Genomic DNA, 15,040 nt, shown 5'->3' with positions numbered 1-15,040 from the left:
CAACACGGCAGCAAGGTTATAGACTTGCTGCCTATGGCGCTGAATTATAATCTTGCTCATCGTCTACTGCGCATTTGCAGGTCCCGGCTATCCGGCTGGCCTGACGGATGTGCAGTGGGGCAGCCCTTTTCCTCCGAGGCGTTCATTCCCATGTCACAAAGTTCACCCCTGCCAGTTCGCCGTGCCGACGATGCGCTCATTTCCTGCGTGATTCCGGCGTATAACGAAGCGGCACATCTGGCGGATTTCCTGCGCGATTTGCGGGCCACGCTCGAATCCTTTGCCGTGCACTACGAAATCATCGTCATTAATGATGGCAGTGCCGACAATACCGAACAGGTCATGGCGCCGTTGTTGCAGGAAAGCGGCCTGCGTTACCTGAGCCTGTCGCGCAACTTCGGCAAGGAGGCCGCGTTATCAGCCGGGATCGACAAGGCACGTGGCGATGCGGTCATCCTGATGGATGGCGATTACCAGCACCCGCTGTCGCTGCTGCCGGAAATGGTGGCCTTGTGGAAGAACGGTATCGACATGGTCTACGGCGTCATCAGCGATCGCAGCAACGAATCGCGCCTGAAGCGTTGGGGCACGGGCATGTTCTATCACCTGATGGAATCCGGCGCGCCGATCACGATTCCGCGTAACGCGGGCGATTTTCGTTTGATGGATCGCAAGGTGGTCAATGCGCTGCGCCAGCTTCCCGAACGCAATCGCTTCATGAAGGGCTTGTATGCGTGGGTTGGATTCAGCAGCATTGCGCTGCCTTTCGTGCCGGCCGAGCGCGCAACGGGTGTATCGAGTTTCAGCTATCGCAGTCTGAGCCGGCTGGCACTGGCTGGCGTGACGGCATTTACGACGTTGCCTTTGCGCATCTGGAGCGGGATCGGGGTGCTGATCTCGATCTTGTCACTGCTGTATGCATTCTGGATCGCGGGCGATGCGCTACTGTTTGGCAGCGACGTACCAGGTTGGGCCACGCTGGCGGCGGGCCTGATGTTCTTTTCCGGTATTCAACTGATTTCGATCGGTGTGCTCGGCGAGTATCTGGGTCGCGTCTACGATGAAGTCAAGAAACGGCCGCTGTATATCATCGGCCGCGATGTCGATAATGGCCCGGCCAACGGTATTCCCGGCGACGACAGCCATCCATGAATCTGGCGGAACTGTGGCGCATTGCACGCTTCGGCGTGGTCGGCCTGACGGCGGCCGGTGTGCATTACTGGACGGTCGTGGCGCTGGTCGAGTTGCTGGGTATGCGGCCACAGCTCGCCAATATCGGCGGATTTGTGGTGGCGTTCTGGGTCAGCTATTTCGGTCATCGTCACTGGACGTTTTCCGATACGGTCGATCATGACGTCGGGCAGCGCACCTCGTTCCTCCGTTTCCTTGCGGTGGCATTGCTTGGTTTTGCCATGAATGCCTTTCTCTTTTTCCTGCTGCTGCATTTCACTACGTTGCCTTACTATGTGGCGCTCGCCATTGTGGTGCTGACAGTGGCCGCCATGACTTATCTATTGAGCCGCCTGTGGGCGTTCCGCCGGAGTATTGCCCGATGAATAGCAAGCTTGTCCCCATCACCTTGTGTGCCGACGATTACGCCCAGCATGCGGGTATCGATGAGGCGATTCTCGATTTGCTGGAAAAGAAACGTCTGACTGCTGTCAGTTGTTTCTCGACCGCGCCCGGATGGAAGCAGGCCGCACCTGCCTTGCTGCCTTACGGTACACAGACGGATATCGGCCTGCATTTCAATCTGACCGAAGGATTTGGCGTGGAAAAGGTGCCGGGTTTGCGCAGCACGATTCTGCGCAGTCTGTTACGCGGCATGCAGGCGAAAGAAGTGCGCAAAACGCTGGATCGCCAGCTCGATGTGTTCGAGGATGCCATCGGCCATGCACCTGACTTCATCGATGGTCACCAGCATGTGCATCAGTTGCCCGGTGTACGACAGGTCGTGATTCAGGTTTTGCAAAAGCGTTATGCCGACAAGGCGATCTGGGTACGCAACACGGTGCCGGCCGACATGAACTGGCGCGGCAAGCCGCAAATCCTGCGCCTGCTTGGCGGAAAGGTGACGGCCGACCACCTGTATTACGAGTCGATGCCGACCAATGACGGATTTGCCGGTGTGTATGGTTTCGATCGTCCCGATTACGACGCCTGCTTTCGTGAGTGGTTGCAAGCGGCTCGCCCCGGCATGCTGATGATGTGCCATCCGGGGACGGCCGTGCACCCACATGACGAGATCGCTGCGCAACGGGTAGTCGAGCATCGTTTTCTGCAATCCTACGATTGTGTGCGTGCGCTGGATCAGGCGCAGGTCAGGCTGGCAAAGCTGGCTGATTGTTTTCTGCAACAGGAAAGCGGCATTGCCTGAATTGGCGGTGACGTGCCGGCTGCCAGCAGGCATCGGCGCTGCTTATGCGAATTTCGCATAAGAGTATGTAAATCGATTCTTTGGTCTGGCGATGCTGCTCCGGTACGCTTTCCGTTTTGAATGTCAGTCAGGTGCCAGGAAAGCGGCACGATGCACACGCATGGAAACGCAGACTACGCATATCGATAGTAGTGCCGATCAACTGGTGCACTGGCTGCTGGGCAGTCTTGATCTGGCAACCACCGTGTTTCACGTCGGCCAGTATTGCGGTCGTTGGCGAGCATCGACTGCGGGACGCACGCTGGGGAGTTTCCATTTGGTTTTGCACGGCGATTGTTTCCTGCATGTGCAAGATTGCGAACCGATTGCTTTGCAGCCCCGCGATGGGGTGTTCTTGCTGCGTGATATTCCGCATTTCCTCAGTCCCGATGCGACGACGGAAACGTCGCCGTCGTCGGTCTCTATCCCGGTATCGATCATGCAGTCGCTCAAGCAGGTGTTGCCTGAATCGACGGGGCTGGCATGCGGCTTTTTCCATTTTCGCGGTGCAATCAGTGATCTCATCGTCGATTCATTTCCCGATTATCTGATTCTGCGTTCTGATGATCCTGCCTTGCGGGCAGCAAGTGTGCTGTTCGATTTGATCCTCGCGGAAGAACATGCCGATCCGGCGCAGCCTTCACCTCTGGTGGCGAGGTTGGCGGAACTTTTGTTCTTCTATGTGATGCGTCATGTGGCGCGTACGGATGCGATTGCTTTGGGTTTGCTGGCCGTGGCGCGTCGCACCGAGTTCAAGCCTTTGCTCGACAGTCTCATGCAGGCACCCGGCGAGAATTGGTCTACCGATGAAATGGCTCGCATGACGCATATGTCGCGCGCTAGTTTCTACAAGCATTTCGTCGAAGCCAGTGGCCAGCCGCCGGCGCAGTTTCTTTTATCCCTGCGCATGAAGATTGCCGCGCAACGCTTGCATGCAGGAGAATCCATCGAGCGTACGGCAGAACATGTTGGTTACCGATCGCACGCCGCGTTTTCGCGCGCATTCAAGAAAGTGATCGGCGAGCAGCCAGGCGCCTATCGTCGCGGCATTCAGCAACGAGCCAGCGTGCGTAATTTTAAATTAGGACAATTCCAGACGTTTGAGCATAAAACTGCGACGTCAATGGGTAGCATAAATTTCTCCTGATGCCATAATGTGCGCTCAAATAATTCAAGAGGAACGACATGTCCCGTTTGACGTTGCAAACCTTGGAGACAGCGCCAGTCGATAGCCGCCCGTTCGTGGAGCGTGCGATTGCCAACAATGGCTTTCTGCCGAATCTGATTGCTGTACTTGCCAATTCTCCCCAAGCGCTGGAAACCTATATGACGGTTTCCGGCATCAATGCCAAGACCAGCCTGACGCTGGCTGAACGTGAGGTCGTGCAAATTACCGCGGCGCGCATTCACGGTTGTGACTTCTGCATCGCCGGCCATACCGCTATTTCCCTCAAAAAGGCACAGTTTCCAGTTGAACAGGTTCGCGCCTTGCAGCAAGGACAGGACACGGGCGACGCCCGGCTGGATGCCGTACGTCACTTTGCGGAAGCGGTCATTGCACGCCGCGGTGCCGTAGTTGACGCCGACTATCAGGCTTTCCTGCAGTCTGGCTATAACGAACAGCAGGCATTGGAAGTCGTGCTGGGCATCAGTCTGGCAACACTGTGTAATTTTGCCAATTCGCTGGCTGGCAGTGAGATCAACAAGGAATTGCAGCCCTTCGCGCCGGGAGCGATCTGATGGGCGCCGCGCGCACCCTCAAGCAATGGTTGCAAGCGAATGCCGATGCGCTCGATCAATCGCAAGACCTGGCATCCGATGTCGTGCCCCGATTGGCCGAGGCGGGTTTGTTTGGCGCGGGTGTGCCGCAACAGCAGGGCGGCAGCGGTGGTGATGTGCGCGATGCAATTCATGCGATTGCCGAAGTCGCCGAGCACTCGCTGACGGCCGCCTTCGTGTTCTGGGGACATCGCACGTTCATTGAATATCTGCTGCAAAGCCCGAATCATGCATTGGCCGACCGCTGGGTTGCAGCGTTGGTAAAAGGCGAGCGTGGGGGGGCGACCGGACTGTCGAATGCGATGAAATTCCTTTCGGGGATCGAATCGCTGCAGATCACGTCAACGCCAAACGCCGATGGTTTCCGGCTCGACGGTTCGCTGGCCTGGGTAACCAATTTACGCAAGGAAGGATTCATCGCCGCCGCAGCCGTGTCATCGTCGGTCGATGGCTCGCCTGCCATCGTGGCATTCTGCAATGACATCGAGGGCGTGCAGCGCAGCGCGGATCTGGAATTGATGGCTCTGCGTTCCAGCAATACGGCGGCTGTCAAGTTACGCGAAGTACAGATTGCAGAGGATGATGTGATCCATGCCGATGCACGACAGTATTTGCCGAATGTGCGCCCCAGTTTCCTCGGTATGCAATGCGGCATGTCGATTGGCTTGGCGCGAGCTGCCTTGCGTTCTGCAGAGGCCTTGTGCGCGACCACGCGCGGTCAATTGTCTGACCGTGTCATGGAATTGCAGCGGCTGCTGGATGAAACGGTTGCACAGATGACGGCGGGTATTCTGGATGGCAGTTTCAAGAGCAAGGCTGCGGCCTTGTTTCGTATTCGTATTCAATTGGCGGACATCGTGCAGCAAGCCGTGATGCTGGAGCTGCAAGCCAGCGGCGGACGTGCCTATCTGCAGGATAACGATCGCAGCTTTGCACGTCGTTGGCGCGAGTCGGCGTTTGTGCCCATCGTCACGCCAAGCCTGACGCAATTGCAGCTCGAACTGCAAAAGCAGGCGGCACAGCATGCAGGATGAAGAACGCATGATGGATAACGACGCACAGTCATCGCTGGCGACTGGTGAAGCTGGCGATATTGCGCTGCAAGGGCGCGCATTGCACTTCGGCTACGGCAAGCGCGAGATATTCCGCGATGTCTCGCTGCATGTGCGCAAGCGTGAAATTGTCTGTCTGCTAGGTGGTAGCGGCTGCGGTAAATCGACCTTGTTGCGTGTACTTGCCGGCTTGGCGCAGCCACGAGAAGGCGCCGTGACGTTTCTTGGCAAACCGCTCGACACGCCGCATCCGCGTGCTGCGCTCGTGTTTCAACAAGCCAGTTTATTGCCTTGGCTGGATGTAACGGGTAATGTCGGTTTCGGTCTGGATTTTGCACGGCAGCCCGCCATCGACAAGACGACACGTGAAACCCGCATCACCAAGGCGATCGAGGCAGTTGGCTTGCGCGGTAATGAACGTGCCTATCCTGCACAGCTTTCCGGCGGCATGGCGCAGCGTGTTGCACTGGCACGTGCATTGGCGCGCGAGCCCGAACTACTGTTTGCCGATGAGCCGTTTTCTGCTCTTGATGCGATAACGCGTGCAGGCATGCAATCCTTATTGGTGGAACTGGTGCACCGCTGGCATACCGCGGTATTGCTGGTCACGCATGATATCGACGAAGCAATTCTGGTCGCCGACCGTATTCTGCTGATGGGCAAAGATGAAGGGCCGAATGCGCCGGGGCGCATTGTGCGGGAGTGGACGTTAGATATCGCAAGACCACGTGATGCCCACTCGTCCGATGTTGTGGAATTGCGCATGCAGATTCTTGCTGCGCTTCGTGAATTGCAAATCACTACTGACTGACATAAAAAGGGAGAAATCCATGAGCACGCTGTTGAACAACAAGAAAATACATATTTGCGCGTCTTCCGATTGCGATTGCGGCATGAGCCGTCGCGATTTCCTGCAGATGTCGGCCATGGCGACAGCCGGCGCAGCGGCACCGCTGCTGTTTGCCGGTGATGCGCAAGCACAGAATTTCAAGGGCGACGATCAGCCGGTCAAGATTGGCTATCTGCCGATTACCGATGCTACGCCACTGCTGGTCGCGCATGGTCGCAAGTTGTTTGAAGAGCAGGGGCTGAAGACGGAAAAGCCACGCCTGTTCCGTAGCTGGGCACAGATCATCGAAGCGTTCGTGTCGGGTCAGGTCAACGTGATTCACCTGTTGTCGCCTGCCACGCTGTGGGTACGCTATGGCTCGAAATTCCCGGCCAAGGTGGTAGCGTGGAATCACGTCAATGGTTCTGCATTGACGGTCGCCAATGATGTCAATTCGATCGCTGATCTTGGCGGTCGCACGTTTGCGATTCCGTTCTGGTATTCGATTCACAACATCCTGTTGCAACAGCTGCTGCGCAAGAACAACCTGACGGTCGTTACACGTGCGCGTGGCGAAGCGATCAAGCCCAACGAAGTCAATCTGGTGGTGCTGGCACCATCCGAAATGGTATCGGCTCTGGCAACCAAATCGATTGCCGGCTTCATCGTCGCCGAGCCATTCAATGCCACGGCCGAGATGACGGGTATCGGCAAGATTCTGCGCTTCTCTGGCGACGTCTGGAAGAACCATGCCTGCTGTGTCACCTTCCTTGCCGAGCGCGATCTGAACGATAAACCGGAATGGTCGCAACGCGTGACCAATGCCATCGTCAACGCCCAATTGTGGACACGTTCAAATCAGGTCGACACGGCCAAGTTGATGTCGTCTACCGGCGAACAGCGTTACACGCCGCATCCGTTGCAGGCACTGACCAAGGTACTGGCCGTGAGCGATTTCGCCAGTTATGAGAAGCGTGGCGTGATTGCGCATCCGAACTGGAATCAGCGTCGTATCGACTTCCAGCCGTATCCGTATCCGTCCTATACCGAAGCGCTGGTCAAGGCGATTTCCGAAACGCACGTCGAAGGCGACACGCGCTTCCTGCAGCAACTCGATCCGAAGTTCGCCGCCAAGGATCTGGTGGACGATCGTTTCGTGCGTAAAGCGATTACAGCTGCCGGCGGTCCTGCTGCCTTCGGTCTGCCAGCCGGTTATACGCGTACTGAAACGATTGCCGTCTGATGAAAAACCTGCTGCGCGATCGCTTCCTCCTGCCCGTGATTGGACTGGTGGTAGCGATCATCCTCTGGAGTTTCGGCGTCTCCCTGCTTGAGCAGAAGACGCCAATCGCCTCCTTGTTTGCACCGGCGCCGACGGCGCAGGCCTTCGTTGAATTGGTGTCGGGCAGCGATATCTGGCTGCATGTGTATTTGAGTCTCAAGCGCGTGGTGGTGGGCTTGGCATTTGCCTTTCTGATCGGTGTGCCGCTCGGCATCCTGGTAGCGACTTCCAAGGCATTTGCGCACAGCAGTACACCGCTGTTCCAGTTGCTGCGCATGATTTCCCCTTTGTCATGGATGCCGCTGGCGGTCATGGTGTTGGGTGTGGGCGATGCGCCTGTATATTTCCTGCTGGCTTTTGCCGCTGTATGGCCAATCATGCTCAATACGATTGCCGGTGTCATGCACCTTGATCCCAATTGGCTGATGCTGGCTCGCAGCTTGTCGGCTACACGAAGCGAACTGATCTTGCGTGTGATCTTGCCTGGCATTACTGCACACATCCTGACCGGCGTACGACTGGCGATCGGCATCATCTGGATCGTTCTGGTGCCGGCGGAAATGCTGGGTGTATCGGCAGGGTTGGGTTATTTCATTCTCGATACGCGTGATCGTCTGGCCTATTCCGAATTGATGGCAGCCATCATCTTGATCGGCATGCTGGGTTATATGCTCGATTATGCAGCTCGTTATGCGCATGCGCGCTGGTCGCATGTCAAACAGCGCGAATTTGGATAACCAAGTTCGAATAAACAATTAGATTGAAACATTGACCGCATATAGATCAAGAGCACTGATTGCCTTGTGCCGCATCAGAGAGCCAAACGTAGAAAAGCCGCATGTCTAATGACAATGCGGCTTTTTTTATTCAAGACAATACTTAATTCAGGTCATCATCGGCAGTGCTGGTCGCTGCTTTTTCCTTTTTCGATGCGTGAGATTTATCCTGGCGTTGTCCGGGAACGGTTTCATGGTGAATCGTTTTTTCATCGCCACGTGCTTTTGGCATGTCGTCTTTTTGACGCAGGTTATCCTTTTCCTGTTTCATCATCGTCTCCTGATTGTGAATGTGTGATTTTGGTGATGCCCATCGATTGTAGTAATAGAGAAAAAAACCTCTAGTCAGCCAAGCAGCTTATTTTTTGTGGGAAAACGAATCAACTTCACGGAATGAGAAAACTTTGCCTTGGCGGATAAAAGAGGCTAAAAAATCAGGCTAGGCTGACCGTTGTGGAAATAGAAACGCTCATGGCTTCTAACTAATATAAAGATGCTTTTCATATTCGGAAATGAAGCACCGTATTTTGTCTAGTTATGTACTCTTCCCCCTACTGCTTCAGTCCTTATCTGGATACATTGGTTTTTTAGAAAATGCGTCTACACCAGTCGAGGAAAAAGGCTATGCAGCAAGTTGCATTACCGTGCGAGATCTTCTCTGTCCAGCGCGTACTTTTTTGGAGGTCGCCTTTTCAAGTGCCTTGAGCATGCCGATGACCAGCATTTCTTCACGAGTCAAGGCGTAGTTTTTTCCAAACTCCGTTGAAGATTGAATACGGATGCGTTGCTTGGTCAGTGCGTGCAACTGACCCTTGAGGTAGCTTTCAATGACTTGGGGATGGACATAGCATTTGCGACAGATGGAGGGTGTATTACCGAGCTTGCTTGCTACATCCACAATGGCTTGCGTCACCATACGTTTGCCGTGCGTTTCCGATTGGCATGGTTCGCAAGCCACTAATGCAGACGCTGCCAGTACCGTGCCGGACCAAGTACGGAAATCCTTCGCTGTATAGTCTTCGCCACACAATTCGCGTAGATAATCATTGACGTCGGCCGATCCGATAGCATGCAGTACACCTTGCTCGTCTTCATACTGAAACAGATCTTGTCCTGGCAGTTCGCGCATGCGTTTGATGAGATTGGCCAGTCGCCGATCTTGCAGGCTGATGGAGTGGCGGACCCCGCTTTTCCCTTTGAATGAGAAGTGAATTTCACTGCCGTCCAGGCGCACATGTTTTTTGCGAAGCGTCGACATACCGAAAGATTCATTGTCCCGTGCGTATTCACGGTTGCCGACGCGAATTAATGTTGCGTGCAAAAGAAATACAACGGCTGCCAACACTTTCTCGCGCGGCAGGCCGGGCAATGCCAAGGCCTTGTCCAAACCGGCGCGCAGTTTAGGCAATGCAAGGCCAAACTGCAGCATGCGCTCATATTTTGCTTCGTCCCGGACAGTGCGCCATTGTGGATGATAGCGATACTGTTTTCTTCCCCGTGCATCGCGCCCGGTGGCTTGCAAATGTCCATTCTCCCAGCGACAAATCCACACATCTTGCCAAGCGGGTGGAATGACGAGCGAACGGATGCGCGTCAAATGCAAGGGATCTTTCAGTGGCTTGCCATCACTATCCGTGTAACGAAAGCCTTTGCTCGTGGGCAGACGACGATAGCCTTGAGATCCGTCCCTGACATAGCGCAACCCTGCCTGTTTTGCATCGAGACGCGCGGCGGCGGCAGCGTCGCCAAAATCGGGAGAAACGATCTTGCTGGGCATACCTTCCTCCACAGTGGTTTCAGATAGCGATATGGTACGAAGAAGTGAGGGGTAAGCGGCAGTCGGCATCTTTCGCCAATCGACGTCGGAGATATCTCACAGCGCACAAAACAATCTGCAGCCCCCTTAAGCATGCTTACAATGTTTCAATCAATTCACTTTCTGCTCGCTTAGCAATAGATTATGGAAAGCAGACCATTAAGGTGTATCGCTTGGAGAGAAATCATGGCCGTCAGTCAGGAGCAAAGTGCAGGGATCGAGCAGGTCAATCAAGCAGTTAGCCAGATGGGTCAGGTGACGCAACAAAACGCCGCTTTGGTCGAGGAAGCTGCTGCGGTTGCCGAATCGTTGCAGAAGCAGGCCTCGAAGCTGGCAGAAATTGTTGGCGTGTTCAAATTGGATCAATCTCTTGTAAAAAAGTCTGATCCGTCATCAAAGTCGATAGCGAAGCAGGTCACGTCGCCTGCATTGCCGAATGCGCTGCCAAGGTGGCTATTGCAAACAAGCCATCGAGCGCTATTGCATCAAGAGAACGTAGTGATGGCGATTGGGAACAGTTTTAAGATTTATACGCCCACGCCTGAATTGAGGGTTCACGAGTTTTTTGGAGGGAGTAAGTGATGCTTCGTATTTTCGACATTTCTTTTGTATCTCTGCTATGCCAACACTACTAGATAGCGAGGGGCATGTTTTCAGGCTAGAGGCGACGCTGAAATTCGGGATCGTTTCGCTGGGCGCGATCGCTTTGTTCTGGTCCGGATACGCACTGACCCATGACGAGTGGGCGATCTTGCCTTTCTCCTGCGCATTGATTTGCGCCGCAGTTTGGACAGAATGGCTACTCGCACGCGAGAAAAGGCGCTTGGCGAGCTACATTCTGTTTGCACTCGCCTCCACTATCGTGACCATCGCTAGCATCTTCATCGACTTGCCGACAGGCGATACGCCACGCGCAACCCATAATTATTTTCTTGTTCTGGGTATCTTTGCGTGGATCGTCTTCAAGGAGGAAAAGAGCTGGATTCGTTATCTGATGATCGCTTATGCCTTGTCTTTGTTCGCTTTTTTTGCCAGTCATTCATGGGGTGTCGAGACTGTCTACGCACTGACGCATGCCGGTCGCCTGACCAGCGTCTGGATACATAATTTCACTGTCATGGCTCTGCTACTGGCCTTGTTGTGGATGACACAAACGCGCATGCGCTTTGGTGATGTCGCGGTATCCAGTCTGAAAACGGCAATCTCGGAAAAACAGTTCGTACTTTTTTATCAGCCCCAAGCAGGAGATGATGGCAGGGTAGTCGGCGGTGAAGCTTTGCTGCGGTGGGCGCATCCGGAAAAAGGAATGATGTCTCCCGCCCTTTTCATGCCGGTGGCGGAACGAAGCGGATTGATATTGGAAATCGGTCAATGGGTACTGGATACGGCGTGCGAACAATTGGCGGTGTGGGCGAAAGATCACACCACCGCCCATTTACACATTTCCGTCAACGTCAGCGCATTGCAGTTCAAACAGCCCGATTATGTGGAAAAGGTTCTCGCTTCATTGGAGAAATCGCACGCCAATCCGAAACGTTTGACTTTAGAGCTAACGGAAAGCATGTTGGTCGATGACATCAACGATTTGACCAAAAAAATGCAGGCACTACGAGCAAAAGGCATCAAGTTGTCGCTCGATGATTTTGGAACAGGTTATTCCTCGCTCAGCTACCTGAAGACCCTCCCGCTTGATCAACTGAAAATTGATCAATCATTTGTGCGAGACATGCTAACCGACGATAGCGATAGGGCGATCGTTCGGACCGTCATCGAGTTGGCAAAAAGCTTGAATCTGCATTTGATCGCAGAGGGCGTGGAAACGGAACTGCAACGTCAGTTTCTGGCGAGCCTCGGTTGTCATTCTTTCCAAGGTTATCTACTCGGAAAACCGGCGCCTATCAGTTATTTTGATCAACATAACCGGGCGCAATCTGAATTGAATCGGCCGGTCATTGCAGATGGCATTTAGCGCGGCACCGGACTGAATCTTCATGGCAATGACAGGTTGCGTTGCTCCGCTATTTTGAGGTCGTTGGTGTTGCCTGATCATGTGGGACAACGCGTAGTTTTTTGATGTCGTAGCCGTATCCTTCAATCATCGTTAGTAAGCGCTGGTACTCTTTCTCGTCGATTTTCGGCTTTCTTGCCATGATCCATACGTAATCCAATTTGTCGCGCGCCACGATGGTGGTCGAGTAGTCTGGTGCGATGTAACTGATCTTGTATTGTGCCTTGATGGGCCAGACGAACTGCATGCCCCATAGCGCATTGTTGTGACCTTCCTTTACGAAACCGGTTGGTCGATAAGTCTTCAACGGTCCTTGCAAGCTTCCTTCATTGAACGTGAAGGTCGTGGCAATTTTTCCGTCTTTCTCTCGCTCATAAGACTCTATGGCATTGAAAGATTCCTTGTCGACCCACAGCGGAATATGCGCAATGACATACCATTTACCCATAAAGCGATCGATGTCGACCTGATCTGCAAGAGGAACTGTTGCCGTGGTTGTGCACGCAGAGAGGCTTAATGCCCCCATCAGTGTTGTCAGGAAAGTCTTGTGGGACATGCCATTCTCCTTGGTGGATGCAAGAAACGATTTCATTTAGGTGGCCACGGAATGAAGGTGCTGGTACGCGCAATATAGTCGCGGTAAGCAGGTCGTCTTTCATGTATGTTTTTTTCCAGCAGACTGACACCGCTGACTTTGAGCAATAGGGTCGTCATCACAATCGGGCTGAAGATGGTCCACCAATGCCCCGCTGCAGCAGCTATGAGGAAGAAACCCCACCACGTGGCACATTCACCAAAGTAGTTAGGGTGGCGTGACCACGCCCAGAGGCCATGATCAAGTACTTTCCCGCGGTTGGCTGGATCTTGCTTGAATCGATAGAGCTGCCAGTCTGCAATGCCTTCGTACGCAATGCCAAATAGAGCTACCGTCAGGCCAATAACATCCAGCCAGTTGAAGGTTGCAGAACTTTGTATGCCGGCGATTAAGGGCAATGCAATGCACCATGCCAGCAACATCTGAAACCCAAAGACCAGGTACAGACTTTTGATCCAGAAGTGGGGCGAATTGTTTTCACGAATCTTCTGGTAACGATGGTCCTCCGGCTTGCCCCAATTGCGCAGCGTGAGATAGCCGCTCAAACGTAGCGCCCATAGCGTCGCAACGAACAACACGAAAATGCTACGCGTCGTTTGGGTTTGCTGTAGTGCGACGACATACGCAGTAAGCAGGAAATACAGACTCCACATGCTATCGATGACATGTACGTTGCGACGCCACGTACCGTAAAGCCAGCCGATGATTGCGAACAAGGCCAGATAGGGCAGTGCATACAACCATGGCTGCCAAAACGATAGATCGAATGGAATCATTTTTGACGCTCGAAAAGATAATGGCTGACATACCATTCCTGACCGTGCGCGTAGCCAAACAGTTCAGCGCAGGACATGTAGAAGATGCGCCAGCGGTTAAACCAGCGCTGCGCATCTTCTCCATACGTTTTCTCGAAGAGGTGCATGATGCGATCGCTGTTGGCATCCATTTCTGCCAGCCAGGCATTCGCTGTTTTTTCGTAATGCGTGCCGCTCCAGCGCCACTGCTGTTGCAATGCAAGGTGCCGTTGAAAATGCAGGGGAAGCGCATCGCTTGGCATCATGCCGCCCGAGAAGAACAGTTCGCTCATCCAGTCGTCATCGCCTTGTGCAACGAATGCGTATGGCGTCAGACGATGCACAAAGATATGCATAAAGAAACGGCCATCCGGTTTGAGCCAGTCGGCAACACGCCCGAATAATGTCTGGTAATTGCGCATGTGTTCAAACATCTCCACCGACACAATGCGGTCAAACTGCGCGGGTGCCGTGGAGAATGCGTTCATGTCTGCCGTGATGACGGTTACGTTCTCCAGCTTGCGTTCGCGCGCCGCATTTTCAATATAGTGGCGTTGGGAGTGTGAATTGGAAACGGCAGTGATATGGCTATCGGGAAAGTGCTTTGCGATGTAGAGCGTTAGCGAACCCCATCCACAGCCGAGTTCGAGGATCTTCTGGCCATGTGCAATCCCGGCATGCTGGACGGTCAATGCGAGAGCGGCTTCTTCCGCCTCTGACAGCGTCGCAGTTTTTTCATCCCAGTAACAGCAGCTGTATTTAAGTTGTTGTCCCAGACTCAGATGAAAGAACTCACTGGGAAGCTCGTAGTGCTGTTCGTTTGCCAGCTCGGGTACAAGTGCAACCGGTGCCTGACACATCTCCTGTACGAACGCATGTTGCAGATCTGCGCTGGCAGCTGTTTCATGAGCTGACACGTCATGTAGGCGCGCCTTCAATAAATGACGAATGCCGGCTCGAATCAAGGCGTCCGGCATTCGGCCATGTTCGGAAAGCTCGATTGCGTATTTGATCAATTGCATTGTGCTTCTCCTCCGACGTGATAAGGGCAGGCGCTAGTTCGGCTGCAATCCGTTGAAACAGGTTGTGACGATGGCGGCGACGATTTCATCGTCGGTAAAAGCACCGCCCATTTTCAAAAAGTCGATGACCGGGTCGCATGGCCGTGCATAGATGGTGTAGAGCACAACCTCGCCAGGAAGTTGGGGATTGATTTGGCCAGCTTCCTGTGCGGTAATGATCCATGCGCCAAGTATTTCTGTCAGTTGTTCGAGTTTGCTGACGTAGGGCTGGTGCCGCAGCATGAACTCGTGAATGCTAGAGCGGGTAGAGGGGAGTGTTGGCATGCGGCCAGCGAGATGTTCGCGCACGCTCCACGCCACGACTGCCTTTAAATTTTCCAGTGGCGTCTCTTGTTGCGCCAGTTCTGCCACTTTATCCAGTGTGCGATCAAGCAGGCGCGTCATGGTCGCCGCTGCCAGCAACTCCTTGGAATCGAAGTGCTTGTAAAGACTGGCTTTGGAAATCCCCACAGCCTGCGCGACCTCGTCCATTGTGGTCAGGTCGAAGCCTTTGCTGGATAGCAGTGCGTCTACCGCATCGAGGATGGCACTCTCGCGCAAGGCAAATTGCCGTTCTTTCAGGCTGGGCTTGGTGGCTGTATTCATTGCTGCTCATAACGTTGTTTTGCCTA

At 53.9% G+C, this 15,040-nt stretch carries 16 protein-coding genes and 1 pseudogene; 11 read left to right on the top strand and 6 right to left on the bottom strand.

What is annotated here, in order from left to right; translation table 11 throughout:
* The first annotated feature begins 150 nt into the window (after positions 1–150).
* The 9 genes from QZ725_RS11630 (at position 151) to QZ725_RS11590 (ending at position 8,095) form a co-directional block, all read left to right on the top strand.
* On the top strand, positions 151–1,152 hold the full coding sequence (locus QZ725_RS11630; protein ID WP_293779675.1) for a glycosyltransferase family 2 protein: 1,002 nt from the start codon (positions 151–153) through the stop codon (positions 1,150–1,152).
* A complete protein-coding gene (locus tag QZ725_RS11625; protein WP_293779673.1) occupies positions 1,149–1,556 on the top strand; it encodes a GtrA family protein in 408 nt (135 codons plus the stop codon). Before QZ725_RS11630 ends, QZ725_RS11625 begins: the two co-directional genes overlap by 4 nt.
* A complete protein-coding gene (locus QZ725_RS11620; RefSeq protein WP_293779671.1) occupies positions 1,553–2,377 on the top strand; it encodes a ChbG/HpnK family deacetylase in 825 nt (274 codons plus the stop codon). Before QZ725_RS11625 ends, QZ725_RS11620 begins: the two co-directional genes overlap by 4 nt.
* A 160-nt stretch (positions 2,378–2,537) precedes the next feature.
* Positions 2,538–3,563 (top strand): AraC family transcriptional regulator, encoded by a 1,026-nt coding sequence (locus QZ725_RS11615; protein ID WP_293779669.1) that lies wholly within the window; start codon positions 2,538–2,540, stop codon positions 3,561–3,563.
* A 38-nt stretch (positions 3,564–3,601) separates the two neighbouring features.
* The gene (locus QZ725_RS11610; RefSeq protein ID WP_293779667.1) at positions 3,602–4,156 is read left to right on the top strand and encodes a carboxymuconolactone decarboxylase family protein; all 555 of its coding nucleotides are present in this window, start codon (positions 3,602–3,604) and stop codon (positions 4,154–4,156) included.
* Positions 4,156–5,229 (top strand): acyl-CoA dehydrogenase family protein, encoded by a 1,074-nt coding sequence (locus QZ725_RS11605; RefSeq protein WP_293779665.1) that lies wholly within the window; start codon positions 4,156–4,158, stop codon positions 5,227–5,229. The genes QZ725_RS11610 and QZ725_RS11605 overlap by 1 nt, the downstream gene beginning before the upstream one ends.
* The gene (locus QZ725_RS11600; RefSeq protein ID WP_293779663.1) at positions 5,219–6,058 is read left to right on the top strand and encodes an ABC transporter ATP-binding protein; all 840 of its coding nucleotides are present in this window, start codon (positions 5,219–5,221) and stop codon (positions 6,056–6,058) included. The genes QZ725_RS11605 and QZ725_RS11600 overlap by 11 nt, the downstream gene beginning before the upstream one ends.
* Positions 6,059–6,077: 19 nt before the next feature.
* The gene (locus tag QZ725_RS11595) at positions 6,078–7,319 is read left to right on the top strand and encodes an ABC transporter substrate-binding protein (RefSeq protein WP_293779661.1); all 1,242 of its coding nucleotides are present in this window, start codon (positions 6,078–6,080) and stop codon (positions 7,317–7,319) included.
* Entirely contained in the window at positions 7,319–8,095 is a 777-nt protein-coding gene (locus QZ725_RS11590; RefSeq protein ID WP_293779659.1) for an ABC transporter permease, read from the top strand. The genes QZ725_RS11595 and QZ725_RS11590 overlap by 1 nt, the downstream gene beginning before the upstream one ends.
* A gap of 142 nt (positions 8,096–8,237) precedes the next feature.
* Here QZ725_RS11590 and QZ725_RS11585 read toward each other — a convergent pair whose 3' ends face one another.
* Together QZ725_RS11585 and QZ725_RS11580 are read right to left on the bottom strand one after the other, a co-directional pair.
* Positions 8,238–8,405, bottom strand: coding sequence for a hypothetical protein (locus QZ725_RS11585; protein ID WP_293779657.1), 168 nt, complete (start codon positions 8,403–8,405; stop codon positions 8,238–8,240).
* Between the two features lie 351 nt (positions 8,406–8,756).
* Entirely contained in the window at positions 8,757–9,911 is a 1,155-nt protein-coding gene (locus tag QZ725_RS11580) for a DNA topoisomerase IB (RefSeq protein ID WP_293779655.1), read from the bottom strand.
* A gap of 219 nt (positions 9,912–10,130) precedes the next feature.
* Here QZ725_RS11580 and QZ725_RS11575 point away from each other — a divergent pair.
* Both QZ725_RS11575 and QZ725_RS11570 read left to right on the top strand, forming a co-directional pair.
* Positions 10,131–10,316: pseudogene (locus QZ725_RS11575) on the top strand (methyl-accepting chemotaxis protein); the annotation flags it as partial.
* Between the two features lie 253 nt (positions 10,317–10,569).
* Positions 10,570–11,919, top strand: a complete 1,350-nt coding sequence (locus QZ725_RS11570) for an EAL domain-containing protein (RefSeq protein ID WP_293779653.1) — start codon at positions 10,570–10,572, stop codon at positions 11,917–11,919.
* 49 nt (positions 11,920–11,968) lie between these two features.
* On the opposite strand, the gene QZ725_RS11565 is transcribed toward QZ725_RS11570, so the two are convergent.
* From QZ725_RS11565 to QZ725_RS11550, 4 genes are read right to left on the bottom strand one after another with little or no spacing between them, the layout of a single operon-like run.
* Complete coding sequence (locus QZ725_RS11565) at positions 11,969–12,514, bottom strand: lipocalin family protein (protein WP_293779651.1); 546 nt, start codon at positions 12,512–12,514, stop codon at positions 11,969–11,971.
* Positions 12,515–12,546: 32 nt separating this feature from the next.
* A complete protein-coding gene (locus QZ725_RS11560; RefSeq protein ID WP_293779649.1) occupies positions 12,547–13,329 on the bottom strand; it encodes a DUF1295 domain-containing protein in 783 nt (260 codons plus the stop codon).
* Positions 13,326–14,369, bottom strand: coding sequence for a cyclopropane-fatty-acyl-phospholipid synthase family protein (locus tag QZ725_RS11555; protein WP_293779647.1), 1,044 nt, complete (start codon positions 14,367–14,369; stop codon positions 13,326–13,328). Before QZ725_RS11555 ends, QZ725_RS11560 begins: the two co-directional genes overlap by 4 nt.
* A 33-nt stretch (positions 14,370–14,402) precedes the next feature.
* Positions 14,403–15,014: a TetR/AcrR family transcriptional regulator gene (locus QZ725_RS11550; protein WP_293779645.1), complete on the bottom strand. Its 612-nt coding sequence runs from the start codon at positions 15,012–15,014 to the stop codon at positions 14,403–14,405.
* Positions 15,015–15,040: the final 26 nt, after the last annotated feature.

The organism is uncultured Oxalicibacterium sp. (assembly GCF_913776015.1).
Classification (GTDB): domain Bacteria; phylum Pseudomonadota; class Gammaproteobacteria; order Burkholderiales; family Burkholderiaceae_D; genus Oxalicibacterium.
Note: the sequence above shows the minus strand (reverse complement) of the source record. Positions and strands in the feature narration are given on the sequence as shown.

Coding starts and splice junctions, on each gene's coding strand:
- QZ725_RS11605 (WP_293779665.1), top strand. CDS start 4,156: ATGGGCGCCGCGCGCACCCTCAAGCAATGGTTGCAAGCGAATGCCGAT.
- QZ725_RS11585 (WP_293779657.1), bottom strand. CDS start 8,405: ATGAAACAGGAAAAGGATAACCTGCGTCAAAAAGACGACATGCCAAAA.
- QZ725_RS11550 (WP_293779645.1), bottom strand. CDS start 15,014: ATGAATACAGCCACCAAGCCCAGCCTGAAAGAACGGCAATTTGCCTTG.
- QZ725_RS11565 (WP_293779651.1), bottom strand. CDS start 12,514: ATGTCCCACAAGACTTTCCTGACAACACTGATGGGGGCATTAAGCCTC.
- QZ725_RS11570 (WP_293779653.1), top strand. CDS start 10,570: ATGCCAACACTACTAGATAGCGAGGGGCATGTTTTCAGGCTAGAGGCG.
- QZ725_RS11580 (WP_293779655.1), bottom strand. CDS start 9,911: ATGCCCAGCAAGATCGTTTCTCCCGATTTTGGCGACGCTGCCGCCGCC.
- QZ725_RS11630 (WP_293779675.1), top strand. CDS start 151: ATGTCACAAAGTTCACCCCTGCCAGTTCGCCGTGCCGACGATGCGCTC.
- QZ725_RS11600 (WP_293779663.1), top strand. CDS start 5,219: ATGCAGGATGAAGAACGCATGATGGATAACGACGCACAGTCATCGCTG.
- QZ725_RS11610 (WP_293779667.1), top strand. CDS start 3,602: ATGTCCCGTTTGACGTTGCAAACCTTGGAGACAGCGCCAGTCGATAGC.
- QZ725_RS11615 (WP_293779669.1), top strand. CDS start 2,538: ATGGAAACGCAGACTACGCATATCGATAGTAGTGCCGATCAACTGGTG.
- QZ725_RS11620 (WP_293779671.1), top strand. CDS start 1,553: ATGAATAGCAAGCTTGTCCCCATCACCTTGTGTGCCGACGATTACGCC.
- QZ725_RS11555 (WP_293779647.1), bottom strand. CDS start 14,369: ATGCAATTGATCAAATACGCAATCGAGCTTTCCGAACATGGCCGAATG.
- QZ725_RS11625 (WP_293779673.1), top strand. CDS start 1,149: ATGAATCTGGCGGAACTGTGGCGCATTGCACGCTTCGGCGTGGTCGGC.
- QZ725_RS11560 (WP_293779649.1), bottom strand. CDS start 13,329: ATGATTCCATTCGATCTATCGTTTTGGCAGCCATGGTTGTATGCACTG.
- QZ725_RS11595 (WP_293779661.1), top strand. CDS start 6,078: ATGAGCACGCTGTTGAACAACAAGAAAATACATATTTGCGCGTCTTCC.
- QZ725_RS11590 (WP_293779659.1), top strand. CDS start 7,319: ATGAAAAACCTGCTGCGCGATCGCTTCCTCCTGCCCGTGATTGGACTG.